Source organism: Streptomyces sp. NPDC042336, from assembly GCF_055581985.1.
Genome location: NZ_JBVJEA010000015.1, coordinates 13,157 through 39,061, shown reverse-complemented (window position 1 = coordinate 39,061; position 25,905 = coordinate 13,157). Strand labels below are relative to the sequence as shown.

24 protein-coding genes are annotated in these 25,905 nt (G+C 73.6%); 11 read left to right on the top strand and 13 right to left on the bottom strand.

Translation table 11 applies throughout. The features are described 5' to 3' along the window. Positions 1-42: 42 nt before the first annotated feature. Positions 43-2,025, bottom strand: a complete 1,983-nt coding sequence (locus ACZ6IM_RS28045; RefSeq protein WP_052842553.1) for an AfsR/SARP family transcriptional regulator — start codon at positions 2,023-2,025, stop codon at positions 43-45. 189 nt (positions 2,026-2,214) lie between these two features. On the opposite strand from ACZ6IM_RS28045, the gene ACZ6IM_RS28040 reads away from it, so the two are divergent. Together ACZ6IM_RS28040 and ACZ6IM_RS28035 are read left to right on the top strand one after the other, a co-directional pair. Further along, positions 2,215-3,102: an alpha/beta fold hydrolase gene (locus ACZ6IM_RS28040; protein WP_469560118.1), complete on the top strand. Its 888-nt coding sequence runs from the start codon at positions 2,215-2,217 to the stop codon at positions 3,100-3,102. An 84-nt stretch (positions 3,103-3,186) separates the two neighbouring features. Beyond that, positions 3,187-4,473 (top strand): MFS transporter, encoded by a 1,287-nt coding sequence (locus ACZ6IM_RS28035; RefSeq protein ID WP_469560115.1) that lies wholly within the window; start codon positions 3,187-3,189, stop codon positions 4,471-4,473. Positions 4,474-4,672: 199 nt separating this feature from the next. Here ACZ6IM_RS28035 and ACZ6IM_RS28030 read toward each other — a convergent pair whose 3' ends face one another. The 3 genes from ACZ6IM_RS28030 to ACZ6IM_RS28020 form a co-directional block, all read right to left on the bottom strand. Beyond that, positions 4,673-5,101, bottom strand: a complete 429-nt coding sequence (locus ACZ6IM_RS28030) for a VOC family protein (protein WP_052842551.1) — start codon at positions 5,099-5,101, stop codon at positions 4,673-4,675. Between the two features lie 153 nt (positions 5,102-5,254). After that, entirely contained in the window at positions 5,255-5,677 is a 423-nt protein-coding gene (locus ACZ6IM_RS28025) for a PPOX class F420-dependent oxidoreductase (RefSeq protein WP_052842550.1), read from the bottom strand. 89 nt (positions 5,678-5,766) lie between these two features. Continuing rightward, the gene (locus ACZ6IM_RS28020; protein WP_052842549.1) at positions 5,767-6,657 is read right to left on the bottom strand and encodes an NAD(P)-dependent oxidoreductase; all 891 of its coding nucleotides are present in this window, start codon (positions 6,655-6,657) and stop codon (positions 5,767-5,769) included. Positions 6,658-6,774: 117 nt separating this feature from the next. On the opposite strand from ACZ6IM_RS28020, the gene ACZ6IM_RS28015 reads away from it, so the two are divergent. Next, on the top strand, positions 6,775-7,239 hold the full coding sequence (locus ACZ6IM_RS28015) for a type II toxin-antitoxin system PemK/MazF family toxin (RefSeq protein WP_052842548.1): 465 nt from the start codon (positions 6,775-6,777) through the stop codon (positions 7,237-7,239). Here ACZ6IM_RS28015 and ACZ6IM_RS28010 read toward each other — a convergent pair. Beyond that, a complete protein-coding gene (locus ACZ6IM_RS28010) occupies positions 7,224-8,063 on the bottom strand; it encodes a TIGR02452 family protein (RefSeq protein ID WP_469560110.1) in 840 nt (279 codons plus the stop codon). The genes ACZ6IM_RS28015 and ACZ6IM_RS28010 overlap by 16 nt on opposite strands. A gap of 286 nt (positions 8,064-8,349) precedes the next feature. Here ACZ6IM_RS28010 and egtA point away from each other — a divergent pair, with 286 nt between their 5' ends. Genes egtA through egtD form a run of 4 tightly spaced genes read left to right on the top strand, consistent with a single transcriptional unit; the run spans position 8,350 to position 12,783 of the window. After that, entirely contained in the window at positions 8,350-9,651 is a 1,302-nt protein-coding gene (gene egtA / locus ACZ6IM_RS28005; protein WP_469560107.1) for an ergothioneine biosynthesis glutamate--cysteine ligase EgtA, read from the top strand. Next, entirely contained in the window at positions 9,648-11,015 is a 1,368-nt protein-coding gene (egtB, locus tag ACZ6IM_RS28000) for an ergothioneine biosynthesis protein EgtB (RefSeq protein WP_469560104.1), read from the top strand. The genes egtA and egtB overlap by 4 nt, the downstream gene beginning before the upstream one ends. Then, positions 11,015-11,815: an ergothioneine biosynthesis protein EgtC gene (gene egtC / locus ACZ6IM_RS27995; RefSeq protein WP_469560101.1), complete on the top strand. Its 801-nt coding sequence runs from the start codon at positions 11,015-11,017 to the stop codon at positions 11,813-11,815. Before egtB ends, egtC begins: the two co-directional genes overlap by 1 nt. Then, a complete protein-coding gene (egtD, locus tag ACZ6IM_RS27990) occupies positions 11,812-12,783 on the top strand; it encodes an L-histidine N(alpha)-methyltransferase (RefSeq protein WP_469560098.1) in 972 nt (323 codons plus the stop codon). The genes egtC and egtD overlap by 4 nt, the downstream gene beginning before the upstream one ends. A gap of 71 nt (positions 12,784-12,854) precedes the next feature. Here the strand turns inward: egtD and ACZ6IM_RS27985 are convergent, their stop codons facing one another. Continuing rightward, positions 12,855-14,123, bottom strand: a complete 1,269-nt coding sequence (locus ACZ6IM_RS27985) for an extracellular solute-binding protein (protein WP_469560096.1) — start codon at positions 14,121-14,123, stop codon at positions 12,855-12,857. A gap of 253 nt (positions 14,124-14,376) precedes the next feature. Between ACZ6IM_RS27985 and ACZ6IM_RS27980 the strand changes: the two genes are divergently transcribed. Continuing rightward, the gene (locus ACZ6IM_RS27980) at positions 14,377-14,592 is read left to right on the top strand and encodes a dodecin (protein ID WP_016325534.1); all 216 of its coding nucleotides are present in this window, start codon (positions 14,377-14,379) and stop codon (positions 14,590-14,592) included. A 33-nt stretch (positions 14,593-14,625) separates the two neighbouring features. Here ACZ6IM_RS27980 and ACZ6IM_RS27975 read toward each other — a convergent pair whose 3' ends face one another. Next, positions 14,626-15,117, bottom strand: a complete 492-nt coding sequence (locus tag ACZ6IM_RS27975; RefSeq protein ID WP_052842541.1) for a phosphatase domain-containing protein — start codon at positions 15,115-15,117, stop codon at positions 14,626-14,628. 97 nt (positions 15,118-15,214) lie between these two features. On the opposite strand from ACZ6IM_RS27975, the gene ACZ6IM_RS27970 reads away from it, so the two are divergent. Beyond that, a complete protein-coding gene (locus tag ACZ6IM_RS27970; protein ID WP_469560092.1) occupies positions 15,215-16,234 on the top strand; it encodes an LLM class flavin-dependent oxidoreductase in 1,020 nt (339 codons plus the stop codon). Between the two features lie 42 nt (positions 16,235-16,276). Beyond that, positions 16,277-18,622: an ATP-binding cassette domain-containing protein gene (locus ACZ6IM_RS27965; RefSeq protein ID WP_469560089.1), complete on the top strand. Its 2,346-nt coding sequence runs from the start codon at positions 16,277-16,279 to the stop codon at positions 18,620-18,622. A 45-nt stretch (positions 18,623-18,667) separates the two neighbouring features. On the opposite strand, the gene ACZ6IM_RS27960 is transcribed toward ACZ6IM_RS27965, so the two are convergent. The 6 genes from ACZ6IM_RS27960 to ACZ6IM_RS27935 form a co-directional block, all read right to left on the bottom strand. Next, positions 18,668-19,621: a DUF2382 domain-containing protein gene (locus tag ACZ6IM_RS27960; protein WP_052842539.1), complete on the bottom strand. Its 954-nt coding sequence runs from the start codon at positions 19,619-19,621 to the stop codon at positions 18,668-18,670. A 72-nt stretch (positions 19,622-19,693) separates the two neighbouring features. After that, the gene (locus ACZ6IM_RS27955; RefSeq protein WP_469560085.1) at positions 19,694-20,521 is read right to left on the bottom strand and encodes a lysophospholipid acyltransferase family protein; all 828 of its coding nucleotides are present in this window, start codon (positions 20,519-20,521) and stop codon (positions 19,694-19,696) included. Continuing rightward, the gene (locus tag ACZ6IM_RS27950; protein ID WP_469560082.1) at positions 20,521-21,291 is read right to left on the bottom strand and encodes a GNAT family N-acetyltransferase; all 771 of its coding nucleotides are present in this window, start codon (positions 21,289-21,291) and stop codon (positions 20,521-20,523) included. Before ACZ6IM_RS27950 ends, ACZ6IM_RS27955 begins: the two co-directional genes overlap by 1 nt. Before the next feature lie 229 nt (positions 21,292-21,520). Then, positions 21,521-22,270, bottom strand: a complete 750-nt coding sequence (locus ACZ6IM_RS27945) for a succinate dehydrogenase/fumarate reductase iron-sulfur subunit (RefSeq protein ID WP_469560079.1) — start codon at positions 22,268-22,270, stop codon at positions 21,521-21,523. Next, a complete protein-coding gene (locus ACZ6IM_RS27940) occupies positions 22,267-24,216 on the bottom strand; it encodes a fumarate reductase/succinate dehydrogenase flavoprotein subunit (RefSeq protein ID WP_052842533.1) in 1,950 nt (649 codons plus the stop codon). The genes ACZ6IM_RS27945 and ACZ6IM_RS27940 overlap by 4 nt, the downstream gene beginning before the upstream one ends. Before the next feature lies 1 nt (position 24,217). Continuing rightward, positions 24,218-24,889, bottom strand: coding sequence for a succinate dehydrogenase (locus tag ACZ6IM_RS27935; RefSeq protein ID WP_052842531.1), 672 nt, complete (start codon positions 24,887-24,889; stop codon positions 24,218-24,220). 131 nt (positions 24,890-25,020) lie between these two features. Between ACZ6IM_RS27935 and ACZ6IM_RS27930 the strand changes: the two genes are divergently transcribed. Beyond that, positions 25,021-25,905 carry a LysR family transcriptional regulator gene (locus ACZ6IM_RS27930; RefSeq protein WP_052842528.1) on the top strand — a complete coding sequence of 295 codons (885 nt, stop codon included), beginning with the start codon at positions 25,021-25,023 and terminating at the stop codon, positions 25,903-25,905.

Below are 25,905 nucleotides of genomic sequence, written 5' to 3'. Positions count from 1 at the left end.
CCGGCCTCGGCAGGCCCGTGACGACGGCTCGCCGCGACTCCGTCACGCGTCCAGGGTCCGGCGGATCGCGTCGAGCCATCCGTCGACCGGTCCGAAGGTGAGCAGTCCGCTGCCCGCGCCCGCGAGTTCACCGGACGCGGGCAGCAGCCTGTCGTACGTCCGCCGCAGGGCCGGGCGGTCGCCGAGTGCGAGGGCGAGTGCGGCCTCGGCGCAGCACAGGGCCTCGTAGAGGAGGTCGGGCGGAGGTTCCGGCAGGGCCCGCAGGGCGCCGCGGGCCTCGGTGTCACGGCCCTCGGCCAGCAGGGCGAACGGCTCGGCCCAGGGCCGGTACGGCCCCCAGTCCGCGCCCGGGTCCACCGCCGCGGGCCGGCCGTGGGCCAGGCGCAGGCCGAGCAGGGCGAGGGGCAGCAGCCCGCGTTCCAGGCCCGGCATCCCCGCGCCGTCGAGTCGCCCGGCGGCCGACCGGTAGGCGGCCTCGGCGCGGTCGTGGGAGTCGGCGGAGCAGTCGGCGGTGGCCGCCCGGCGCAGGGCCAGGTACCAGGCGGTGAAGACGGCCACGAGGGGTCGTTCGTGCCGTTCGGCGAGGCGGTCGACGGCGCTCGCGTGTGCGTCGGCGGCGGTGAGGTCGGCGAGGGCCGAGCGGGCCTGGAGCCGGATCAGGTGGCCGAGCACCTCGTAGTTGACCAGGCCGTGCCGGGTGCCGAGGGCGACGAGTTCGGCGCCGATCGCGTCGCGGCGGGGAGCCAGCCCGGCGCGGGTGCAGGACTGCATGAAGACGCCGTTGAGGGCGAACGCGAGCAGCGCGGGGTCGTCCAGGCGGCGGGCGATCCGCTCGGCCTCGGCGGCCGCCCGCGGCCCGCGCGGGGAGCGCACGCCCCGCGACTCCAGGGCGACGGTGGCCAGCAGGCGGCAGCGTGCCGCGTCCGTCGTGGGGCTCTCCGGCAGAGCGGCGAGGGTGCGTTCGGCGGCGGCGACGAGGCTCCGGGCCAGTTCGGGGTCGTCGCTGCGAGTCCAGTTGGCGGGGACGTCGTAGGCGCCGATCACCCGGGCCGTCAGTTCCGCGTCGCCCGTCTCCTCCGCCGCCTGGACCGCCGTCATCCGGTGTTCCCGGGCAGCCTCCAGGCCACCGCCGCCGGTGACCGCGAGGCTCCGCAGCAGGCCGACGGTGGATTCCAGGCGGGCCCGGGAACCGGCGGCGACCGTGCGGTCGTACGCCTCGGTCGCCCGGGCCCACAGCCGGGCCGCCGCGTCCGCCGGTTCGCCGGGCGGGTCCAGGTCCGGGTCCTGGGCGAGGATGCCGGCCTCCAGCCTGCGCAGCCGCGGGCCGGGGTCGATGCCCAGCCGGCCGGCCAGCAGGGCGCGGGCCCGGCGCAGCACGGCGAGGGCGTCCGCCTGCCGTCCGGTCCGGTACAGGGCGAGCGCGAGCAGGCGCCAGGACTCCTCGCGCCAGGGGTGCTCGGCGAGGTGCGCGTCCAGGTCGGGGACGGCCTCGGAGGCGCGGCCGAGTTCCACGAGCAGCTCCGCGCGGCGTTCGACGGCGCGCAGCCGCAACTCGGTGAGCCGGGAGCGTTCGCCGCGGGCCCAGTCCGCCGCGCCGAACTCGGCGTAGGCGGGTCCCCGCCACTCCCCCAGGGCCACCCGCAGCCGGTCGGGTGCCTGGGCGGCCGGCATCCGGTCCGCCTCGGCGACGGCGGCCTCGAAGCGCCACGCGTCCACGGTGGCGGTCGCCGCGCGCAGGGCGTATCCCGGGCCCTCGGTGACGAGCAGCCGGGCGGGGGCGCGCGGCGGGCGCTCCGGTTCCAGGGCGCGGCGCAGGTCCCCGACGAAGGTGCGCACCGCCCCCACGGCCCGCGGCGGCGGCGCGTCCCACAGGTCATCGACCAGGCGGGCGACCGGGACGACCCGCCGCCGGGCCAGGATCAGCCGGGCGAGCACGGCCCGGTGCCGGGGGCCCTTGAGGGCGAGCACGTCGGGGCCGCGCCAGGCGGTGACCGCGCCGAGCACACCGAACGTGACCGCTTCCATGTCCGTGTTCCGTCCGCTCCGATCCGCCACCGCGCCTGCGCTGACCACGGTACGCGTGCGGGCCGGTCCCCGGCCGGTCGCGGATCGGCTGCTGATCGGTTGCTGATCGGTTGCTGATCGGCGCGCGGCAGTCTCGTAGGCGTCACAGGAACGTGTGACACGAGCGGGAACAGAGAGGCATCTACCACCATGACCACCACGGAACCGGCCATCCCCGGCTTCACCCAGGAACGCGTGACCGTCGCCGACGGCGTCGGCCTGCACGTGGCCGTCGGCGGCACGGGCAGCCCCGTCGTACTGCTGCACGGCTTTCCCCAGACCCACCTCATGTGGCGGCACGTCGCCGCCGACCTGGCGGCCGACCACACGGTCATCTGCCCCGACCTGCGCGGCTACGGCGCCAGCGACAAGCCCGCCGACCCGGACGGCACCGCGTACGCCAAGCGGTCCATGGCCGCCGACGTGGTCGCCCTGGCCCGGGAGCTGGGGCACGATCGGTTCGCGCTGGCCGGTCACGACCGGGGCGCGCTGGTCGCGGTGCGCGCCGGGCTCGACCACCCCGACGCGGTGACGCACCTGGCCGCGCTCGACGTGCTGCCGACGCTGGACATGTGGGACGTCCTGCACGGCACGACGGCGGCGGTGGGCTTCCACCTGTATCTGATGGCGCAGCCGCCGGGGCTGCCGGAGCAGCTGATCGGCGCCGCGCCGGACGCGTTCTTCGGTCACTTCCTCGACGTGTGGACCCGGGACCCGCAGGCCCTGCCCGCCGACGTCCGCGCCGCCTACCTGAAGGCGTCCCGCGAGGCGGTGCCGTCCATCGTGGCCGATTACCGGGCCTCGGCCGGCATCGACGTCGAGCACGACCGGGCGGACCGGGAGAACGGCAACCGGCTGCGGATGCCGGTGACCGTGCTCCAGCAGGACTGGGGCGCCGCTCTCGGGTACGACGCCGCGGCGCTGTGGCGGGCGTGGGCCCCTGACCTGCGGCACGAGACCGTCGACTGCGGGCACTTCATGGCGGAGGAGGCGCCGGGCGAGGTCGCCGGGGCGCTGCGCAAGCTGCTGGCCCGGTAGGACGCGCGGAGCCACGCCGCACAACGATCGGTTGTACGTACTGCCCGGCCGGTTGTTTGATCCGCCCGGGCCCGGCTCGCTTTGATGTCCGGCGTGACGGAGTCGGGTGTGGCCGGGTCGGACGTGGTGGGCAGCAGCGGGTCGTTGGGACGGGGGTTCGGATGGCTGTGGGCGGCGTTCACGGTCAGCACCTTCGGCACGCGGCTCGCCTTCGACGCCTTTCCGTTGATCGCGGTCCTGGTGCTGGACGCCGGACCGGCTCGGGTGGCGGCGCTCGCGGCGGCCGGTCTCGCGGTGGGGGCGCTGGTGGCCGTGCCGCTCGGGCCGTGGGTGGAGTTCCGGCGCAAGCGGCCGGTGATGGTCGCGATGGACCTGGTCCGGTGTGCGGTGCTGCTGAGCGTGCCCCTGGCGTACGCCTTCGGCCGGCTCGGCTTCGCCCAGTTGCTGGTCGTGTCGGTCGTCGTCGCCGCGGCCGACATCACCTTCAGGTCCGCCGCCGGTTCCTGCCTCAAGGCGCTGGTACGGCCGCCGGACCTGCTGCGCGCCAACGGCCGGTTCGAGTCGACGACCTGGACCGCGGCCATGCTCGGACCCCCGGTCGGCGGGGCCGCGGTCGGGCTGTTCGGCCCGGTGGTGACGGTGGCGGTCGACGCGGTCAGCTATCTCCTGTCGGCGCTGGGCATCCGGGCGATCGGGGGCGGGGAGCCGCGCCCGCGGCGTGCGGGGGCGAGCCGGTTGCGCGCCGGTGACCTGCTGGACGGCTGGCGGTACGTGCTCGCCTCATCGGGTCTGCGTTCGCTGTTCCTCAACACGGTCCTGGTCAACGGGCTGATCATGGCGACGGCACCGCTGCTGGCCGTGCTCATGCTGGGCGACCTGGGCTTCGCGCCCTGGCAGTACTCCCTCGCCTTCGCGGTGCCGTGCGTCGGCGGGCTGATCGGCTCGCGCCTGGCCGGACCGCTCGTGGCGCGCTTCGGGGAGCACCGGGTGCTGGTCACCAGTGGCGTGCTGCGCGTGTGCTGGCCGGCCGGGCTGGCTTTCGTGGGGCCGGGGACCTCGGGGCTGGTCCTGGTGATGGCCGTCGAGTTCGCCCTGATCACGTCCGTGGGCGTGTACAACCCGGTGTGCGTCGCCCGGCGGCTGGAGTTGACGCCCGCGGACCGGGTGGCGCGCACCCTGTCGGCCTGGACGGTCAGCGGGAAACTGACCACAGCGGCGCTGACCGCGGTGTGGGGTCTGCTGGCCGGCCTGACCGGAACGCGCACGGCGGTCGCCCTCGCGGGCGTCCTCCTCCTGGCGACCCCGCTGCTGCTGCCGCGACGGAGCCGCGCGTCCGCCCCCACCCCGGCCCGGCACACCGCCGACCGCTGAGGCCCACCTGTCACCCACCCGGCGTGGGCCGGGCTGAGCACCGGCTCCGACGGCTCTCATTCCGAGCCCCGTCCGCATCCGCACGGCCAGTCCCCCTCGCATCCGGCACCTCGGGGCCACCGGTACGCGGAGGGGGTCTGACCACGGTCCTGCCCGACAGCGGCGCGTGACGGCCGCGTGAACGGCCCCGGGACGCCGGTCAGCGGGCCCCGGGCACGTCCTCCGTGACGCCGTTCAGCGGCGAGGACGGGTCACTGCCGTACGGGCGGGTGAAGGCCTCCATGCCGTGTCCGGACGGGTCGGTGAAGTACACGCCCCGGCCGCCGTCGTTGCGGTTGATCCGGCGCGGGTGCCGGCCTTGTGGGTCGGCCTGGATGGGGATCCCGCCCTCGACGAGCCGGGCGAGGACGTCGTCGAACTCTTCCTCGGAGACGAGGAACGCGTAGTGCTGCACGGGGATGTCGACGTCGACGGTGGCGAAATCGAGGGTGACGCCGTTGGCGGTCGTCACGGGCAGGAACATTCCGGCCGGTTCGCCGACCTCGAGGCCGAGGACTCCGGCGAGGAAACGGGCGGACTTCTCCCGGTCGCGGGAGAGAACGATGGTGTGGTTGAACTCGACTGACACGGGTCAATGCCTCCACGGGCATCTCCGCGGCGCCTCCATGCCTCACCCAGACGGTGACCGACACGCGATGCCGCCCGAAGATCGTACACCCCGTGACCGCACCCCGGTGGCCGGGCGCGCTGTTCCGGCGCCCGGCGCCGCAGGGTCCGTCCGTCAGCCCACCTGGGAACTGTCCTTCAGGGCTCCCCAGCCGTGCCAGCGCTCCACCTCGATCCAGGCGCTGACCCGGGGACGCTCCCGGTTCGGGTACGGGTTGCCCGTGTAGTGCCGGGAGAGGCGGTCGATGCCGGAGAGGTCCTCGTCGTCGCGCATCTCGGCGACCCGGCCGATGAGGGTGACGTGGGTGTACCAGTCGTCGCCCGCGAGGACGGTGAGGGTGATGCGCGGGTCGCGGCGCAGGTGTCCCAGGCGCACGCGGCCCGCGTCGAGATTGATCAGCACGCGGCCGTCGTCGTCCCAGGCGTACCAGGTGGGCGTGGTGACGGGGGCGCCGTCCTGGCGGAGGGTGGCCATGACGCACGGGTTGGGGCGGCGCAGCAGTTCGACGGCCTCGGGCGGCAGCGGCGGCTTGGACATGCGGGGGCTCCTCGCTGTTCGTGTGGTCCGGCACCGGGTCCGGTCGCCGGTGTCGGGCTGGTCTCGTGCACCCGGTACCCCGGGTGGGCTCAGTCGGTCGCCTTCTCCTCGAAACTGGCGAAGTAGGCCGCCGCCATGTCCTCGTCGCCGTGTCCCTGGGCGGCGGCCCGGGCGAACCGCTGCACCCCGGCGGCGGCGAGGTCCAGCCGGACCCCGTTCGCCTCGCCGGCCTCGACGATCAGGCGGGCGTCCTTCTCGGCGGTGGCGACGGCGAACTGGGCGGGGGTCAGCGAGCCGTCGCGGATCAGACCGGCCTTGGCGCGCAGGTAGCCCATGTCGAGCGGCCCGCCGGCGATGGCGTCGAAGAACGCGTCCGGGTCGACGCCCAGGGCCTTGGCGAGCGAGAGGGTCTCGCCGCCGGCGTTGGTGACGGCGAGGACCCAGCTGTTGGCCACCAGCTTCAGCCGGGTCGCGCTGCCGGCCGCGCCGTCCTCACCGGTCCACACGGTGCGTGAGCCGACGGCGTCGAACACGGGCGCCACGGTGCCCCGCGCCTGGCCGGGACCGGCCGCCAGCACGAGCAGCTGACCGGCCTCGGCGGGCTGCCGGGTACCGAGCACGGGAGCGTCGAAGAAGACGAGGCCGTGCTCGTGGGCGAAGGCGGCCAGGTCGGCGACCGCGTCGACGCCCGCGGTGGTGGACTGCGCCCACACGGTGCCGGGGCTCAGCCCGGGCGCGGCCCGTCGCATGACGTCGAGGGCGGCCGGACCGTCGTACAGCATCGTGAGGACGACGTCGGCACCCCGTACGGCCTCGTCCGGGCCGCCCGCGACGTGCGCGCCGTCGGCGGCCAGCGGCTCGGCCTTGTCCCGGCTGCGGTTCCACACGCGGACGGCGTGTCCGGCGCGGGCGAGGTTGCGGGCCATCGCGGCACCCATGATGCCGGTGCCCAGGACGCTCACGGTGAGCTGGTCGGTCATGACGTCGCCTTCTGACTCGTGCCGGCTTACTGACTCGTACTGGCTTGCCGGGGCCAGCCTGCCACCGGTGCAGGGTCACCGCGCGTCCACGCGGACCCGTCCCGTACGGTACGGGCCGTGAACGCCTTCACCGACGACATCGACAGCAACGGCGGGACGGTCCCGGGCCGTTACGGCCCCTTTGCCACCACCGAGGCCGACCCGCGGGAGGTGGGCCGGGTGCGGACCGAGTACTCCCCCGCGCACGACGGCGACCCCGATCCCGGCGAGATCGTCTGGACGTGGGTGCCCTACGAGGAGGCGGACGGCCGGGGCAAGGACCGGCCGGTGCTCGTGGTGGCCCGGGAGGCGGCCGGGACGGTGCTGGCGGTGCAGCTCTCCAGCAGGCGGCACGACGGGGACCGGGAGTGGGTCGCCATCGGGAGCGGGCCGTGGGACCGCTCGGGGCGCGACTCCTGGGTCGACGTGGACCGGGTGCTGCGGCTGCACGACGCCGGGATGCGCCGCGAGGCGTGCGCCCTGGACCGGATGCGCTTCAACCTGGTGCGGCAGCGGCTGCGGGAGCGCTACGGCTGGAGCTGACCGGGGCCGCCCGTGCCCTCCGGGAAGGCCCGCTCGAACGCCGCCCGGACGGTGGCGCCGGGGGTGCGGTCCAGGATGCCGAACGCCACCCGGTCGAAGGCACCGGCGAACCGTCCGCCGGGCCCGAGCAGTGTCCGGAACGCGCCCGCCACCTGGGCGGGGTCGTTGCGGAACACGCCGCAGCCCCAGGCGCCGAGCACCAGCCGCCGGTACCCGTGGGCCACGGCGGTCTCCAGCACCCGCTCGGCGCGTGCGGCGAGGGCGGCGGGCAGGTCGGCGGCGCGCTCCGGGGCCGTGCGCAGCACCACGCCCGCGTTGGGCGCGGCGGAGGTGAGGAATCCGGCCGTGAACGGTTCGTCCAGCAGGCGGCCCCGGTCGTCGCGGAAGACGGGTACGCCGGGCGAGTGGACGACGCGGTCCGTGTAGAACGGGTCGCGGTGGGCGCGGTGGTGGTCGTAGAACTCGGGCGCCCGCAGCAGGCAGGTGTACAGGGCGGAGGCCCGGCACAGGGCCTCCTCCTGGGCCTGGGCGCCGTTGAGGTAACCGCCACCGGGGTTGCGGGCGGAGGCGAAGTTGAGCACGGCGACGGCGCCGCCGAGCCGCCGGGCGGCCTCCAGGCTGCTCTCGCCCGTGACCTCGAAGACCGTGCCCACCCGGGTGGGAAGGGACACCTCGACGGGCCCCGGACCGTACATCCGGGTACCGTCCCCGGCCGCCCCGATCGCCGCCGCGAGGGACACCTCACGCCCGTCGGACGTGCGGTAGGTGCCGGCCGCGACGATCTGCTCGGTGCGCTGTGCGATGCCCCGCAGGCGCGCGCTCACGGCGCCACCCCCGTGGACGCCGTGACCGCGCGCGGCGCGGTCTCCCCCGTCGTGCTCATGCGGAGATCCTGGGTGATGCTGGGGATGCGGTGCAACGGAGTTTCCCGACCGGCGAACGACGGGGAAAGGCCCCGGGAACGGACGGATCGCGGAGATTACCGAGCGGGAACGTCCCGAAATGCATCCTTGTGCGGAGCGGCACGAGGGTCTTGGGTGGGACAGGTGTGCCGGCCCGGCCCACCGCAGAAGGGCCGGCGGCATGGTGGAATCTCAGGAGGATCCCGACATGTCCGATTCGGTTGGTGGCTGTATCCGGCCACGTACCGCTGTCAGTGAGGCCGAGGTCGAGGCGCTGGTCCACGGCATCTGCTTCAAGACCGGTCCGCCCCGGCTCCTCGGCGTCGAGGTGGAATGGCTCGTCCACGAGCTGCGCGAGCCGCGGCTCCCCGTGTCACCCGAACGGCTCCGTGCGGTGTACACCGCGCTGCGGGCCGTGCCCCTGAGGTCGGCGCTGACCGTCGAGCCCGGCGGCCAGCTGGAGCTGAGTTCGCTCCCCGCCGCCTCGCTGACGGAGTGCGTCCGCTCCGTCTCCGCCGACCTCGACGCCGTCCGCGCCGTACTGCGCGAGGACGGCCTCGCCCTGGTCGGCCTCGGCCACGAGCCCTGGCAGACGCCGCGCCGCTATCTGCGGCAGCCCCGCTACGACGCCATGGAGTCCTGCCTCGACCGCGCCGGCCCCGGTGGCCGCTTCATGATGTGCTCCTCGGCCTCCGTGCAGGTGTGCGTGGACGCCGGGCACGAGGAGCCCGGGCCGATGGGACACGTACGCCGGTGGTGGCTGGCCCACCACCTGGGCGCCGTCCTGCTGGCGGCGTTCGCCAACTCCCCGCTGTCCGGCGGCCGGCCCACCGGCTGGCGGTCCACCCGGCAGCTGCGCTGGACGCAGATCGGCGCCGGCCGGGCCGGCGGTCCCCCGCTGGACAGCGACCCGCGCGGCACCTGGACCCGGCACGTGCTGGACGCCCCGGTGATGTGCGTACGCCGCGACGCCGGCCCCTGGGACGTGCCTCAGGGCCTGACCCTGCGGGAGTGGACCCGCGAACCGGCGCCCCGGCCGCCGACCCGGGAGGACGTCGACTACCACCTCACCACGCTCTTCCCGCCGGTCAGGCCGCGCGGCCACCTGGAGCTGCGCATGATCGACGCGCAGCCCGGGGACGACGGCTGGATCGTGCCGCTGGCGGTGACCGCCGCGCTGTTCGACGACCCGGAGGCGACCGAGACCGCCTACCGGGCCGTCAAGCCGCTGGCCGAGCGCACGCTCGGCCGGCCCGCGCCGCACAACCCGCTGTACGAGGACGCGGCCCGGGACGCGCTGACCGATCCGGAGCTGCGCGAGGCGGCCGTCACCTGCTTCACGGCGGCGCTCGCCGCGCTGCCCCGGCTCGGCGCGAGCACCGAGGTGACGGACGCCGTCGCCGGGTACCGGGAGCGCTATGTGCTCAGGGGCCGCTGCCCCGCCGACGATCTGCTGGACATGCCGGGCGGCGCGGACCGTGGCCCGCACGGGAGGGAGACCCGCTCATGACCGACCCCGTCGACACCACCGACACCACGGCCGCCGTCACCTCCGGTGAAGGGGCGGCCGTGGACGCCGAGAAGCTGCGGGAGCGGGCCCTGACCACGCTGGTCACCGCCCGCGCGCGCACCACGCTGCTGACCAGCTGCGTGGAGGGCCCCGACCTGACCGCCCAGGTGTCGCCGCTGATGTCCCCGCTGGTATGGGACCTGGCGCACATCGGCAACCAGGAGGAGCAGTGGCTGCTGCGCGCGGTCGCCGGGCAGGAGGCGATACGCCCGGAGATCGACAGCCTGTACGACGCCTTCGAGCATCCCCGCTCCGAGCGGCCGAGCCTGCCGCTGCTGTCGCCCGCCGAGGCCCGCCGGTACGCGGCGGACGTGCGCGGACGGGCCCTGGACGTGCTGGAGGCCACCGCGTTCGACGGCACGCGCCTGACGGAGGCGGGCTTCGCCTTCGGGATGATCGCCCAGCACGAGCAGCAGCACGACGAGACCATGCTGATCACGCACCAGCTGCGTCGGGGCCCGCAGGCGCTGACCGCGCCCGACCCGGACCCGGTAGCGCTGTTCACCGGGCCGGCGGAAGTCCTGGTGCCGGGCGGCCCGTTCACCATGGGCACCTCGACCGAGCCGTGGGCCCTGGACAACGAACGGCCCGCGCACCGGCGCGAGGTGGCCCCGTACTACATCGACACCGTCCCGGTGACCAACGGCGCCTACCGGGCGTTCATCGACGACGGAGGCTACGACGACCCGCGCTGGTGGACCCCCGAGGGCTGGGATCACATCCGCCGGCACACCATCGCCGCCCCGCTGTTCTGGAGCCGCGACGGCGGACAGTGGCTGCGGCGCCGCTTCGGGGTGACCGAGGCGGTACCGGACGACGAGCCGGTGCTCCACGTGTGCTGGTACGAGGCCGACGCCTACGCCCGCTGGGCCGGGCGCCGGCTGCCGACCGAGGCCGAGTGGGAGAAGGCCGCGCGGTACGACCCGGCCGGCGACCGCGCCATGCGCTACCCCTGGGGCGACGCCGACCCGGGACCGGAGCACGCCAACCTCGGGCAGCGGCACCTGCGCCCGGCGCCCGCGGGCAGCTACCCGGCCGGTGAGTCGCCGCTCGGCGTACGGCAGTTGATCGGCGACGTCTGGGAGTGGACGTCGAGCGACTTCGCGCCGTACCCGGGGTTCCGGGCGTTCCCGTACCGGGAGTACTCGGAGGTGTTCTTCGGCCCCGAGTACAAGGTGCTGCGCGGCGGTTCCTTCGCGGTGGACGCGGTGGCCTGCCGGGGCACGTTCCGCAACTGGGACTATCCGATCCGGCGGCAGATCTTCTCCGGGTTCCGCACGGCCCGGTCGGCGGAGGCGGTCTGATGTGCCGTCACCTGGCCTACACGGGTCCCGCACAGCCGCTCGGCGAGCTTCTCGTGGCGCCGCCGCACGGCCTGTACCGCCAGTCGTGGGCGCCGCGGCACCAGCGGTACGGCACGGTCAACGCCGACGGGTTCGGCGTCGGCTGGTACGCCGAGGGGGACCCGGTGCCCGCCCGGTACCGGCGGGCGGGACCGATCTGGGCGGACCAGTCCTTCGCCGACCTGGCCCGGGTCGTACGCACCGGCGCACTGCTGGGCGCCGTACGGGACGCGACGCTGGCCGGCGCCGACGCGGAGGCGGCCGCGGCACCGTTCGCCGCGGGGACCTGGCTGTTCAGTCACAACGGCGCCGTGGCGGGGTGGCCGGACTCGCTGGCCCCGGTGGCGGCGACGCTGCCGCCCGGCGAGCTGCTGTCGCTGGAGGCGCGCAACGACTCGGCGCTCGTGTGGGCGCTGGTCCTGGCCCGGCTGCGGGCGGGGGACGACGAGGGCAGGGCGCTGGCCGAGACGGTGCCGGAGGTCGCCGCGGCGGCCCCCGCCTCCCGGCTCAACCTGCTCCTCACGAACGGGTCCACCGTCACCTCCACCACCTGGGGCGACACCCTCTGGTACCTGTCCCGTCCGGGCGGCGGCACGGTCGTCGCCTCGGAGCCCTACGACGACGACCCGCACTGGCGGGAGGTCCCCGACCGCACCCTGCTCGTGGCGAGCGGCACGGACGTGCGGATCACCCCGCTCAAGGTCCCGGGCGAAACCGCCCCGGCAGACGCTTTCGCCTCTGTGAAGGAGCCCCGCACGTGAGCCAGTTCCGTCTGACCCGGACGCTGCCCGAGGACGCCACGGACGCCGCCCTGCGCGCCGACGTCCTGGCGGGCCTGACGAGCACGCCCAAGTGGCTGCCGCCGAAGTGGTTCTACGACGCACGGGGCAGCGAGCTGTTCGAGGCGATCACCGCACTGCCGGAGTACTACCCGACCCGGGCCGAACGGGAGATCCTCGTCGACCGGGCCGGGGAGATCGCGACGGCGACCGGCGCGCACACCCTGGTGGAGCTGGGCTCCGGCTCCTCGGAGAAGACGCGCGTGCTGCTCGACGCGCTCACCGAGCGGACCGGGCTGCGCGGCTATGTGCCGGTCGACGTGAGCGAGAGCGCCCTCACCCAGGCCGGGCAGGCGCTGGTCGCCGAGCGTCCCGGTCTCCAGGTGCACGCGCTGATCGCCGACTTCACGGCCGGCCTGACGCTGCCCGACACGCCCGGACCCCGGCTGGTGGCGTTCCTGGGCGGCACCATCGGCAACCTGCTGCCCGAGGAGCGCGCCGCGTTCCTGGCCTCCGTCCGCGCCCTGCTCTCCCCCGGCGACAGCCTGTTGCTGGGCACGGATCTGGTCAAGGACGAGGGGGTGCTGGTCCGCGCGTACGACGACGCGGCCGGGGTGACGGCCGAGTTCAACAAGAACGTGCTGTCGGTGGTGAACCGTGAACTGGCGGCCGACTTCGCGCCCGCGGCCTTCGAGCACGTGGCGCTCTGGAACGCCGAACGGGAGTGGATCGAGATGCGGCTGCGCTCGCGCACCGCGCAGACCGTCAAGGTCCAGGCGCTCGACCTGGCCGTGGACTTCGCGGACGGGGAGGAGTTGCGTACCGAGGTGTCCGCGAAGTTCCGGCGGGAGGGGGTGCGGGCCGAGCTGGCGGCGGCCGGGCTCGATCTGGCCCACTGGTGGACGGACGGCGGGGGCCGGTTCGCCCTGTCGTTGAGCGTGGCGCGCTGAGCGTGGCGCGCTGAGCGGGTCGTACCGGGCGGGCGGGCCGGGTGGTTTCGGCCCGGCCCGGCCCGGCCCGCTCAGCGCGCGTTGGCGTCCAGCAGCTCGGTGACGCGGTCGGAGGCCTTGCGGGCCTCCGACTTCGCATCCGACCCGGTGAGCACCTTCGTCATGTACTCCTTGATCGGGTTGTCCGCCTCGACCGCGCCCCACTGAGGCGTACCGGGGGTCGCCCGGCCCTGTGCGGCACCGGCCGCCATGGCCTCGATCCCCTCCTCGCCGGAGACTTCCTTGGCGAGCGACTTCTTGTTCGGGACGTAGTTCATGGTGCGGGCCAGGTCGGTGTTCCACTTGGTGCCCGCGAGCGCCTCGATCACGGCGAGGGCGCCCTCCTCCTGGTCGGTGTTCTTCGGCACGACGAGGTCGGAGCCGCCGGTGAAGACGGCGCCGGGCTCGGCGGCGTTCTTGCCGGGCACGGGGAAGAAGCCGATCTTTCCCTTGAGGCCGGGGTTCTCGCGCAGGATCGACTGGGCCTGGCCCGGCACCGCGACGATCTGGGCGACCCGGCCCTTCGCGAAGACCCCGGACTGCGGCGGGTGTTCCTCGTCGGCGTCGACCGGGCCGTCGCCCAGGGCCTGTAGTTCGCGGTAGAAGTCCATGCCGCGCAGGGCCTCCTCGGAGTCCAGGGCGCCCGTCCAGGTACCGCCCTCGCCGTCCTGGGTGGCCAGTTCGCCGCCCTCGTCCCAGATGAAGCCGGCGAGCGTGTACCAGTCCTGGCCGGCCAGGTAGATGCCCTGGTCGCCGTCCCTGTCGAGCTTCTCGGTGGCGGTGATCCACTCCTCGCGGGTGCGGGGCGGCTCGTTGACGCCGGCCTGCTCGAAGAGGTCCTTGCGGTAGATGACGACGCGGTTGGCGGCGTACCAGGGGATGCCGAACTGCTGGGACATCCACTGCCCCGGTTCGGCGAGACCCGGCAGCCAGTCCCGGATGCCCCAGTCGCGCATCGACTCCAGGGTCAGGTTCTGCAGCCGGCCGCCCTCCGCGTACTGCGGGACCTGGGTGTTGCCGACCTCGACGACGTCGGGGCCGTCCGTGCCGTCGGCCTTCAGCGCGGCCTGCACCTTGTCGCCGATCCCGGTCCACTCCTGGATGCGGATGTCCAGGTCGAGGTCGGGGTGGTCGGCCTCGAAGCCCTCGGTGAACCGCTTCAGGAAGTCCTGCGAGGCGCTGTCCTTCATCAGCCACACGGTGACGGTGCGCCGGTCGCTCCCGCCGTCCTGCGAGATCAGGCCGCAGCCGCTGAGCACGGAGGCGGAGACACAGACAAGGGCGAGGAGGCGACGTCTCACGAGGGGTCCTTCTGACTGACGAACACAGGGCGCGGGCAGGTGGGTCCTGCACATGCGAAGGGAAGCCCGACGTGGGGGACGAGCCCGAGGCTCGAACGGGTGTCTGGGATTTTGGTATGGACCAATACAAAGGTCAAGGGGAGGTACCGGACGGTTGCCACCCACGAGCCCGATGCCTCGCGCTCCGTCCCGACTTGGGGCACGGTGGAGTGACGCAGGGCACACCGCTGTCCCCGCGGAAGGGAGCACCCGCATGTCGAACCACACCTACCGGGTCACCGAGGTCGTCGGCACCTCGCCCGACGGCGTCGACCAGGCCGTCCGCAACGCCGTCACGCGCGCCTCGCAGACCCTGCGCAAGCTGGACTGGTTCGAGGTGACGCAGGTGCGCGGCCAGATCGAGGACGGACAGGTCGCGCACTGGCAGGTCGGTCTCAAGCTCGGCTTCCGCCTGGAGGAGTCGGACTGACGCCCCCGCAGCGCCCTCGGGCGGCCACGTCCCTCAGGTGCGGCCCTCGCGCTCCTGCGCCACGCGCAGCTCGGCCGACCGGGCCGCCCAGCGTGCCCTGAGCACGGGGAAACCGGCCCGTTCGGCGTCGTCGCAGACCAACTCGTCGTCGTCCACCAGGACCCGGACCTCGCGGGTCCGCGCGAGCCGCCGCAGGACCTCCAGCTTGGTGCGCCGGGCGGGCCTGCGGTCGGCGTCGCCCCGCATGTGCACGGCCCCGTCCGGCAGGCCGTGCGCGGCCAGCCAGTCGAGCGTGTCGCGCCGGCAGCGCTCGGGCCGTCCGGTCAGGTAGACGATCTCGCACTCCTTCGCGCTCTCCCGTACCAGCGCGACGCCCTCGGCGAGCGGCGGATCGTGCGGCGCGGCGGCGAAGAAGGCGTCCCAGTCGCGGGGCCGGCGCTCCAGGAACCGCTGCCGGTGCGCGGTGCCGGCGAGGGTGTTGTCCAGGTCGAACACGGCCACCGGGGGCCTGCTGCTGTCGCTCACCCGGCCACCCTAGAGCGCGCGGCCCGGAACGGGCGCCCGGAGCCCGTGCCGCGTGCGGCTTCGGGAATCTGTGCGGCGTGCGGGCGTTGAACACCATGTGACCTCCGTACTCGCCACCACCCGCTTCTCCGTCCTCGACCGTTCCCGCATCCGGGCGGGCCGCAGTGCCGGGGAGGCGCTGCGCGACACCGTGGAGCTGGCCCGGGAGGCCGAGCGGCTCGGCTACCACCGGTTCTGGGTGGCGGAGCACCACGGCGTGCCCGGGGTGGCCGGATCGGCACCCACCGTGCTCGCCGCCGCCCTGGCCGGGGCCACGAGCCGCATCCGGGTCGGCACCGGGGGTGTGATGCTGCCCAACCACCGGCCGCTGGTCGTCGCCGAGCAGTTCGGCGTGCTGGAGTCGCTCTTCCCCGGCCGGGTCGACATGGGCCTCGGCCGCTCGGTGGGCTTCACCGACGGCGTCCGCAGGGCGCTGGGCCGGGACAAGGACGACGCCGAGGACTTCGACGCGCAACTGGCCGAGCTGCTCGGCTGGTTCCGGGGCACCTCGCCCACGGGCGTGCACGCGCGCCCCGCGGAGGGGCTGACCGTACCCCCGTTCGTGCTGGCCATGGGCGAGGGTGCGGCGGTCGCCGCCCGGGCCGGCCTGCCGATGGTCATCGGGGACCTGCGCGACCGGGACCGGATGCGCCGCGGCATCGACCGCTACCGCGCCGGGTTCCGTCCCTCCGAGTGGAGCCGGGAGCCGTACGTCGTCGTCTCCGGGTCCGTCGCGGTGGCCGCCACCCCCGCGGCGGCCCGGCGGCTCCTGGTCCCGGAGGCGTGGTCCATGGCCCACGCCCGCACGCGCGGCTCCTTCCCGCCGCTGCCGCCGGCCGAGGAGGTCGAGGCCCGGACGATGACCGGCAAGGAACGCGACCTGTACGAGGCGGGTCTCGCGGGCCACGTCGCCGGCACCGAGGAGCAGGTCGCCGACGAGCTGGAGCGGCTGGTGAAGGAGACGGGCGCGCAGGAGGTCCTGGTCACCACCAGCACGTACGACCGCGCGGCGCTGCTCGACTCCTACCGGCGGCTCGCCCGTGTCACCGGTACGGGACCGCTCGGCGCCCCGGCGTAGAATCGCGGGGTTTGTCCCGCCCACCGTACGGAGCCCTCCGCGATGCACAGCCCCCACGACCCGTACGTCCGGGTGCGCGACGCCCGCGAACACAACCTCAAGGGCGTGGACGTGGACGTCCCCCGGGACGTGGTGGCGGTGTTCACCGGGGTCTCGGGATCGGGCAAGTCGTCGCTGGCCTTCGGGACGGTCTACGCGGAGGCGCAGCGGCGCTACTTCGAATCGGTCGCGCCGTACGCCCGCCGGCTGATCCACCAGGTCGGCGCCCCCAAGGTGGGTGAGATCACCGGGCTGCCGCCCGCCGTGTCGCTCCAGCAGCGGCGGGCGACCCCGACGTCCCGCTCCTCGGTGGGCACGGTCACCAACCTCTCCAACTCCCTGCGGATGCTCTTCTCCCGCGCCGGCGACTACCCGCCGGGCGCCGAGCGGCTGGACTCCGACGCCTTCTCGCCGAACACCGCGGCCGGGGCCTGCCCTCGGTGCCACGGGCTCGGCCGGGTGCACCGCACCACCGAGGAACTGCTGGTCCCGGATCCCTCGCTGTCGATCCGGGACGGTGCGATCGCCGCGTGGCCGGGGGCCTGGCAGGGCAAGAACCTGCGGGACGTCCTCGACGCGCTCGGATACGACGTGGACCGGCCCTGGCGCGAGCTGCCCGCCGAAGCGCGGGAGTGGATCCTGTTCACCGACGAACAGCCGGTGGTCACGGTGCACCCGGTGCGGGAAGCGGGCCGCATCCAGCGGCCGTACCAGGGCACGTACATGAGCGCTCGGCGCTATGTGATGAAGACGTTCGCGGACTCGAAGAGCGCCACCCTGCGGGCGAAGGCGGAGCGATTCCTCACCAGCGCGCCGTGTCCGGTGTGCGGCGGCGGCAGGCTGCGGGCCGAGGCGCTCGCGGTGACCGTGGGCGGCCGCACCGTCGCCGAGCTGGCGGCGCTGCCGCTCACCGAGCTGGCCGGGCTGCTGCCGACCGAGGGCGAGACGGCCAAGGTCCTGACCGAGGACCTCACCTCCCGGATCGCGCCCGTCGTCGAGCTGGGGCTCGGCTATCTGAGCCTCGACCGGCCCACCCCCACCCTGTCGGCGGGCGAGTTGCAGCGGCTGCGGCTCGCGACCCAGCTGCGCTCCGGGCTGTTCGGCGTCGTGTACGTCCTCGACGAGCCCTCGGCGGGTCTGCACCCGGCGGACACGGAGGCGCTCCTGACGGTGCTGGAGCGGCTGAAGGCGGCGGGCAACTCGGTGTTCGTGGTGGAGCACCACCTGGGCGTGATGCGCGGCGCCGACTGGATCGTGGACGTCGGTCCGCGGGCCGGGGAGCACGGCGGGCGGGTGCTGTACAGCGGTCCGGTCGAGGGGCTGGCCCGCGTCGCGGAGTCCGCCACCGCCCGTCACCTCTTCGACCGCTCCCCCGCGCCGGGCCGCGAGGTACGCGCCCCGCGCGGCTCGGTGACGGTCGGTCCGGTGACCCGGCACAACCTGCGCGGGGTGACCGCGCGGTTCCCGCTCGGGGTGCTCACGGCGGTGACGGGCGTGTCCGGCTCGGGGAAGTCGACCCTGGTCGGCGAGATCACCGAGGACCTGGCGGGGGTGGACCGGCTGGTCTCCGTGGACCAGCGGCCGATCGGCCGCACCCCGCGCTCCAATCTGGCCACGTACACGGGCCTGTTCGACGTGGTACGGAAGGTCTTCGCGGCCACCGGCCAGGCGCGCGAGCGCGGTTACGGCGTGGGCCGGTTCTCCTTCAACGTGCCGGGCGGGCGCTGCGAGACCTGCCAGGGCGAGGGATTCGTCAGCGTCGAGCTGCTGTTCCTGCCGAGCACGTACGCGCCGTGCCCGGACTGCGGCGGGGCGCGCTACAACCCCGAGACGCTCGAAGTGGCGTACCGCGGGCGGAACATCGCCGAGGTGCTGGACCTGACGGTGGAGGGCGCGGCGGAGTTCTTCGCGGACTCACCGGCGGCGGCCCGCGCTCTGGCCGCGCTGCTGGACGTCGGGCTGGGGTATCTGCGGCTGGGCCAGCCCGCGACCGAGCTGTCCGGCGGGGAAGCCCAGCGCATCAAGCTGGCGAGCGAGTTGCAGCGCGGGCGCCGGGGCCACACCCTGTACCTGCTCGACGAGCCGACGACGGGTCTGCACCCGGCCGACGTCCAGGTGCTGATGCGGCAGTTGCACGGCCTGGTCGACGCCGGGCACACGGTGGTCGTGGTCGAGCACGACATGAGTGTGGTCGCGGGCGCCGACCACGTGATCGACCTGGGGCCCGGCGGCGGCGACGCGGGCGGCCGGATCGTGGCCGCCGGAACACCCGTCGAGGTGGCGGCCGTCGAAGGAAGCGCCACCGCGCCCTATCTGGCCCGTGCCCTGGACGCCGGGAAGCGCCGGTGAACTCCGTTCACCGGCGCACGGTCCCGCGCTGAGGACGGGGGACGGTCACTCGCGGCCCCGCCGCTTGCCGCTCCGACCGGTCTCGTCCTCCGTGAAGGACTCGGTCTCGGCCTCGATGCGCTCCTTGCGGACCTGGCCGCGCACCGTCTCGTTCTCCGTGAGCTCCTCCGTGGTCATCCGGACGCGCTCCACCGGCACCGTCTCCGTCTCCACGACGGGGCGTTCCGCGTGCAGCGTGACCTCGTGCTCGGCCTCGCTGATCTCAGGCCCGGCCAGGGCCTCGTCACGGTTGGCGTCCGTGATGGGCTCGCGCACCACGCGCACTTCCTCGTGGGTCACCGGAACGGTCTGCTGGACCTCTTCGGTGACCACGTACTTGCGCAGCCTGGCCCGGCCCGACTCGTGCCGTTCGACGCCGACGTGCATCTGCTCCTCGGAGCGGGTCATGGCCTCGTCGCCGCGCATGCCCTCGCGCTCCATGGCGTCCTTGCGGCCGGTCATGCCGCCCGCGGTCCCGGCCGTGCCGCCGGTACCGGCCGTACCGCGTACGTCCTTCTCGCCGGTCCGGCCGGCCAGGCCCGCCGCACCCGCGGCTCCGGCGGCTCCGGCCGCGCCCGTCGGGCCCGGTCCCGCGGCGAAGCGGCCGTCGTCGGTGCGCTCGGCCTCGGACAGCACGCTGTCCCAGTTGATGCCGTAGTAGTCGTAGAGCCGGTGCTCCTCGGTCTCCGACAGATGGCCGCCCGCGTCGACGTCGACCGAGGGCGCGCCCTTGACCTGGTCCTTGCCGTAGGGAACCTCGAGGTGGTCCTGCACCAGCGCGGCGTCGCGGATGGGTACGAAGGACTCGGCGGAGCCGAACATACCCGTCTTGACGCTCACCCACTCGGGGCGCCCGGTCATGTCGTCGAAGAAGACATGCTTCGCGTCGCCGATCTTGTTGCCGTCCCCGTCGTAGACCGGTTGGTCCAGGACGTTGGCGATCTCTTCACGGGTGATCATCTGCCATCACCCTCCTTTCGAGTGCCTGCCTTCCGGTTGTCCGCATCCAGCGGTAAGGAAACGGCACAAACCTCACAAAGAACACATACTTTTCGAAGGTGCTTTCCCGGGGTCACCGTGGACCTCGTCCTCGACGGCCCGGGCCAGGGAACGGCGGTCACGGTGACGACCTGGCGGTACGACCGGTCGCACCTCCACCTCGGCGGTCAGGCCGCGGGCCGAGGCCACCCGCCACAGGGAGGCGAGCAGCGTGTCCGGGCCGACGAACGCGGGCGTCGTGCTCACCGCCCGCTCCCCGGCCCGGTAGCGGATCAGGACCGGCAGGACCGGCACCCCGGCGTCCAGGGCGGCCTGGAACACCGCCCGGCGGAAGGGGCCGTGGGCCCGTCCGCACCACGTGCTGCCCTCGGGGAAGGCGGCCACCGCGGCGCCCGCGCGCAGGGCCCGCGCGATCGCCTCGACCGTGCCCGGCAGGGCCCGCGGCCGGTCCCGTTCGATGAACAGCGCCCCGGCGCGCGCCGTCGGCCCGCCCGCCACCGGCCAGCACCGTATCTCGCTCTTGGCCAGCATCCTCGCGGGACGTACGGCGGCCAGCAGCGGGATGTCGAGCCAGGAGACGTGGTTGGCGACCAGGAGCAGCCCGCCCCCGGGGACGGCGGCCCCCGTGACGCGGACCCGGATCCCCGCGGCCCGCACCACCCCCCGGCACCAGCGCCGCACCAGGGCCGCGGGCAGCCTGCGCCTGAGGCCAAAGGGCGCCAGCACGACGGCGATCCCGGCGAGGAGCAGCACCGCGACCGCGGTGAGCCGCAGCACGGCCCGCGGTACGGCCGCCACGGCCGCGGTCGGCTCCACGCACACGGCGGGGGTGCAGGGCGCGAAGGGGAGCCAGCCGCTCATCAGGCCGGGGCCAGCGAGAGGAAGTGCCGCAGGTAGCGCGGGTCGACCCGGTTCATCGGCAGCAGCACGTACAGGTCCGCGACGCCGAAGTCCACGTCGTGCGCGGGCTCCCCGCAGACCCAGGCGCCGAGCCGGAGGTAGCCGCGCAGTAGCGCCGGCAGCTCGGCGCGGGCGGTGGGCGCCGCCGGGCGCGGGACCCACGGCAGCAGCGGCCGCACCCGGTACTCCTCGGGCGCCAGGTGCTTGGTCCGTACCCGGTCCCAGGCACCGGCGGCGAGGGCCCCGCCGTCGGCGAGCGGGAGTGAACAGCAGCCCGCCAGCCAGGCGTGGCCGCGGTCGGTCATGTAGCGGGCTATGCCGGCCCAGACGAGTCCGATGACCGCGCCGTCGCGGTGGTCGGGGTGCACACAGGACCGGCCGACCTCGACCAGGGAGGGCCGGATCGCGTCCAGCGCGGAGAGGTCGAACTCGCCCTCCGCGTACAGCCGTCCGGCGACCGCCGCGCGCTCCGGCGGCAGCAGCCGGTAGGTCCCGACGACCTGCCCGGTCGTCTCCTCGCGCACCAGCAGGTGGTCGCAGTACGCGTCGAAGGCGTCGACGTCGTGGCCGGGTTGCGGGCTCGCCAGCAGCGCGCCCATCTCCCCGGCGAACACGTCGTGCCGCAGCCGCTGGGCGGCCCGCACGTCGTCCTCGTCGCGGGCGAGGGCGACGGTGTAGCGGCGGGGAGCGGCGGGTTTCGGGGGACGGTCAGCGGTCAGTACGCCGGTCATGGGTGCTCTCCTGGTCGTGAGAACGCGGTCGCGGGACGGCTCGACCCAGTTCTTCCGACACCGGCTGTACTGCGCATGACGAGTGCCGGGAGCGCGGATGTGCGCTTCCTGAATGCCGGGAGCCCGGTCGCACTTCCCGGATGCCGGGTGCGCGCAAAGCGAGACGGGGCCGGGAGGAGCACCTCTCCCGGCCCCGTCCGTCCGCACCTTTCGGCGAACGTCGGTGGGGCTACTTCTTCGCCACCTTGCGCGTGGCCCGCAGCCACTCCTTGTTCATGCTGGTGATGGACACCAGCGGGATGCCCTTCGGGCAGGCGGTCGCGCACTCACCGGTGAGCGTGCACCCGCCGAAGCCCTCCGCGTCCATCTGCCCCACCATGTCGAGCACTCGTGTCTCGCGCTCGGGCGCGCCCTGCGGCAGGACGTTGAGGTGGTTCACCTTCGCGGAGGTGAACAGCATCGCCGCCCCGTTCGGGCAGGCCGCCACGCACGCGCCGCAGCCGATGCACTCCGCGTGCTCGAAGGCGAGGTCGGCGTCCGGCTTGGGCACCGGCGTGGCGTGCGCCTCCGGCGCGGCACCGGTGGGGGCGGTGATGTAGCCGCCGGCCTGGATGATCCGGTCGAAGGCCGAGCGGTCGACGACCAGGTCCTTGACGACCGGGAAGGCGGACGCCCGCCACGGCTCGATGTCGATGGTGTCGCCGTCCTTGAAGGACCGCATGTGCAGCTGGCAGGTGGTGGTGCGCTCGGGGCCGTGGGCGTCGCCGTTGATGACCAGCGAGCAGGCGCCGCAGATGCCCTCGCGGCAGTCGTGGTCGAAGGCGACCGGGTCCTCGCCCTTGAGGATGAGTTCCTCGTTGAGGGTGTCGAGCATCTCCAGGAACGACATGTCCTGCGAGATCCCGTCCACCTCGTACGTGGACATGGCGCCTTCGGCGTCGGCGTTCTTCTGGCGCCAGACGCGCAGGGTGAGCTTCATGCGTAGCTCCGCTGGGTGGGGTGGACGTACTCGAAGACCAGGTCTTCCTTGTGCAGGGTGGGGGCCTCGCCGGTGCCGGTGAACTCCCAGGCGGCGGCGTACGCGAACTCGTCGTCCTTGCGGGCCGCCTCGCCGTCCGGGGTCTGGGACTCCTCGCGGAAGTGGCCGCCGCAGGACTCGGAGCGGTGCAGCGCGTCGAGGCACATCAGCTCGGCCAGTTCCAGGTAGTCGACGATGCGGTTGGCCTTCTCCAGCGACTGGTTGAACTCCTCGCCGGTGCCCGGGACCTTGATGCGCCGCCAGAACTCCTCGCGGATCTGCGGGATGCGCTCCAGGGCCTTGCGCAGGCCGGAGTCGGTGCGGGCCATGCCGCAGAACTCCCACATCAGCTCGCCCAGTTCCCGGTGGAAGGAGTCCGGGGTGCGGTCGCCGTCGACGGACAGCAGCAGGTTCAGCCGGTCCTCGGTCTCGGCCAGCACCTCCTGCACCACCGGGTGGTCGTCGTCCACGTCGTCCTTGTGCGGGTTGCGGGCGAGGTAGTCGTTGATGGTGGCCGGCAGCACGAAGTAGCCGTCGGCCAGGCCCTGCATCAGCGCGGAGGCGCCGAGGCGGTTGGCGCCGTGGTCGGAGAAGTTGGCCTCGCCGATCGCGAACAGGCCTGGGACGCTGGTCTGGAGGTCGTAGTCGACCCACAGGCCGCCCATCGTGTAGTGCACGGCGGGGTAGATCCGCATCGGGACCTTGTAGGGGTCCTCGTCGGTGATCCGCTGGTACATGTCGAAGAGGTTGCCGTACTTGGCCTCGACCGCCCCCCGGCCCATGCGCTCGATGGCGTCGGCGAAGTCCAGGTAGACGCCCTGCCCGCCGGGGCCCACTCCCCTGCCCTCGTCGCAGACGTTCTTCGCGGCGCGGGAGGCGATGTCACGGGGCACGAGGTTGCCGAAGGACGGGTAGATGCGCTCCAGGTAGTAGTCGCGCTCGTCCTCGGGGATCTTGTTCGGCGGCCGGTCGTCGCCCTTGGCCTTGGGCACCCAGATCCGGCCGTCGTTGCGCAGCGACTCGCTCATCAGCGTCAGCTTGGACTGGTGGTCGCCGGTGCGCGGGATGCAGGTCGGGTGGATCTGCGTGAAGCAGGGGTTGGCGAAGTAGGCGCCACGTCGGTGCGCCCGCCAGATCGCGGTCGCGTTGGAGTTCATGGCGTTGGTGGAGAGGTAGAAGACGTTGCCGTAGCCACCGCTGGCCAGGACGACGGCGTCCGCGAAGTAGGTGTCGATCTTCCCGGTGATCAGGTCCCGGGCGACGATCCCGCGGGCCCGGCCGTCCACCACGATCAGGTCGAGCATCTCGGTGCGCGCGTGCATCTCGATGTTCCCGGCCGCGATCTGCCTGCTGAGCGCCTGGTAGGCGCCGAGCAGCAGTTGCTGGCCCGTCTGGCCGCGGGCGTAGAAGGTGCGGGAGACCTGGACGCCGCCGAAGGAGCGGGTGTCGAGCAGGCCGCCGTACTCGCGGGCGAAGGGGACGCCCTGCGCCACGCACTGGTCGATGATCTCGACGGAGATCTGCGCGAGCCGGTGCACGTTGGACTCGCGGGAACGGAAGTCGCCGCCCTTGACCGTGTCGTAGAACAGGCGGTGGATCGAGTCGCCGTCGTTGCGGTAGTTCTTCGCGGCGTTGATGCCGCCCTGGGCGGCGATGGAGTGGGCGCGGCGCGGCGAGTCCTGGTAGCAGAACTGGACGACGTGGTAGCCCTGTTCGGCCAGTGTCGCGCCCGCGGAGCCGCCCGCGAGGCCGGTGCCGACGACGATGACGGTCTTCCCGCGCCGGTTGGCGGGGTTGACCAGCTTCGCCTCGAAACGGCGCGTGTCCCAGCGCTCGTTGACCGGTCCGGCGGGGGCCTTGGTGTCGGCGACCGGCTCGCCGGTCGTGTAGTCGGCGTAGGTTGTCATGTCAGCTCACCACTCCGGTCATGACGCCCACGGGTACGGCGACGAAGCCGATCGTGAGCAGCAGCGCGAGGACGTTCGCGGTCGTCTTCAGGGCGCGGTCGCGGGTACGGCTGCCCGCGCCGAGGGTCTGGGCGGCGCTCCAGAAGCCGTGCCGGATGTGCAGGCCGAGGGCGAGCATCGCGACGATGTAGATGACGTTGCCGTACCAGGTGGAGAAGGTGTCCACGACGTTCTGGTAGGGCTTGCCGCTCTCGAAGCCGCCGGTGTGCACGGTGCCGGTGGTCAGGTCGAGGATGTGCCAGACGATGAACAGGCCGAGGATGACCCCGCCCCAGCGCATGGTGCGCGTCGCGTAGCTGGAACGGGGCTTCTTGTGCACGTACTTGCTGGGCCGCGCCTTGATGTCGCGCCGGCTGAGCTGGTACGCGGACGTGGCGTGGGCGACGACGGCGACGACCAGCACGACGCGGATCAGCCAGAGCGTCCACTCGTAGTGCATGAACGGCTCGCCGACCGTGCGCAGCCAGTGGGCGTAGTGGTTGAACTCCTCGACCCCGAAGTAGATCTTCAGGTTCCCGATCATGTGGGCGACCAGGTAGAGCAGCATGACGAGACCGCTGACCGCCATCACTGTCTTCTTGCCGACGGTCGAGTCCCACACGGTGCGCGCCATGGACGGCCGTCGGTCCGTCCGCGTTGCCAGAGCCATGTCACAGGACGTTACGGGCCCGGCACCCCATCGGTCCAAGACATGGAACACCTGGTTTCCATAGGGTTTGCCTATCAAGGCCGTATGCTCGCCGTATGCAGTTGCAACAGCTCCAGTACTTCGTGGCAGTCGCCGAGACCCGGCACTTCACCCGGGCCGCCGAGGTGGTCCATGTGGCGCAGCCCTCGCTGTCGCAGCAGATCAAGGCGCTGGAGCGGGAGCTGGGCGCCGACCTGTTCCTGCGGGCGCGCGGGAACATCACGCTCACCGACGCCGGGGAGGCGCTGCTGCCGCTGGCCCGGCGCATCCTGGCGGACGCGGACACCGCCCGGCACGAGGTGCTGGAGCTGGCGCAGCTGCGCCGGGGCCGGGTCAGGCTGGGCGCCACCCCGAGCCTGTGCACCGGCCTGCTCCCGGACGTGCTGCGCGCCTTCCACGACCGCTATCCCGGCATCCAGCTGCTCATCGAGGAGGGCGGCTCGCACGACCTGGTGCGGGAGCTGGCGCGCGGCGCGCTGGACCTGGCCCTGGTGGTGCTGCCGCTGCCCACCGCCTCGCCGGCGCTGACCACGGTGGAGCTGCTGCGGGAGGACCTGGTGGTGGTGTCGTCCCCGGAGTCGCCCCGGCCGGGCGGCGGGCGCCGTGCCGTGCGCATCACCGACCTGGAGGGCGAGCGTCTGGTGATGTTCCGGCACGGCTACGACCTGCGGGAGCTGACCGTGGCCGCGTGCCGCTCGGCCGGGTTCGAACCGGACTTCGCCGTGGAGGGCGGGGAGATGGACGCGGTGCTGGGCTTCGTGCGGGCCGGGCTCGGCATGGCGGTCGTCCCGCGGATGGTGGCCGCCCGCTCCGGACGCGGACTGCGGGTGACCCCGCTGGCCCGGCCCGGCCTGCACCGGACCATCGCCCTGGCCCACCGCAGCGACGTGGCTCCGCCGCGGGCGGCGCGGGAGCTGCAGCGGATGCTGCTGGAGCGGTGA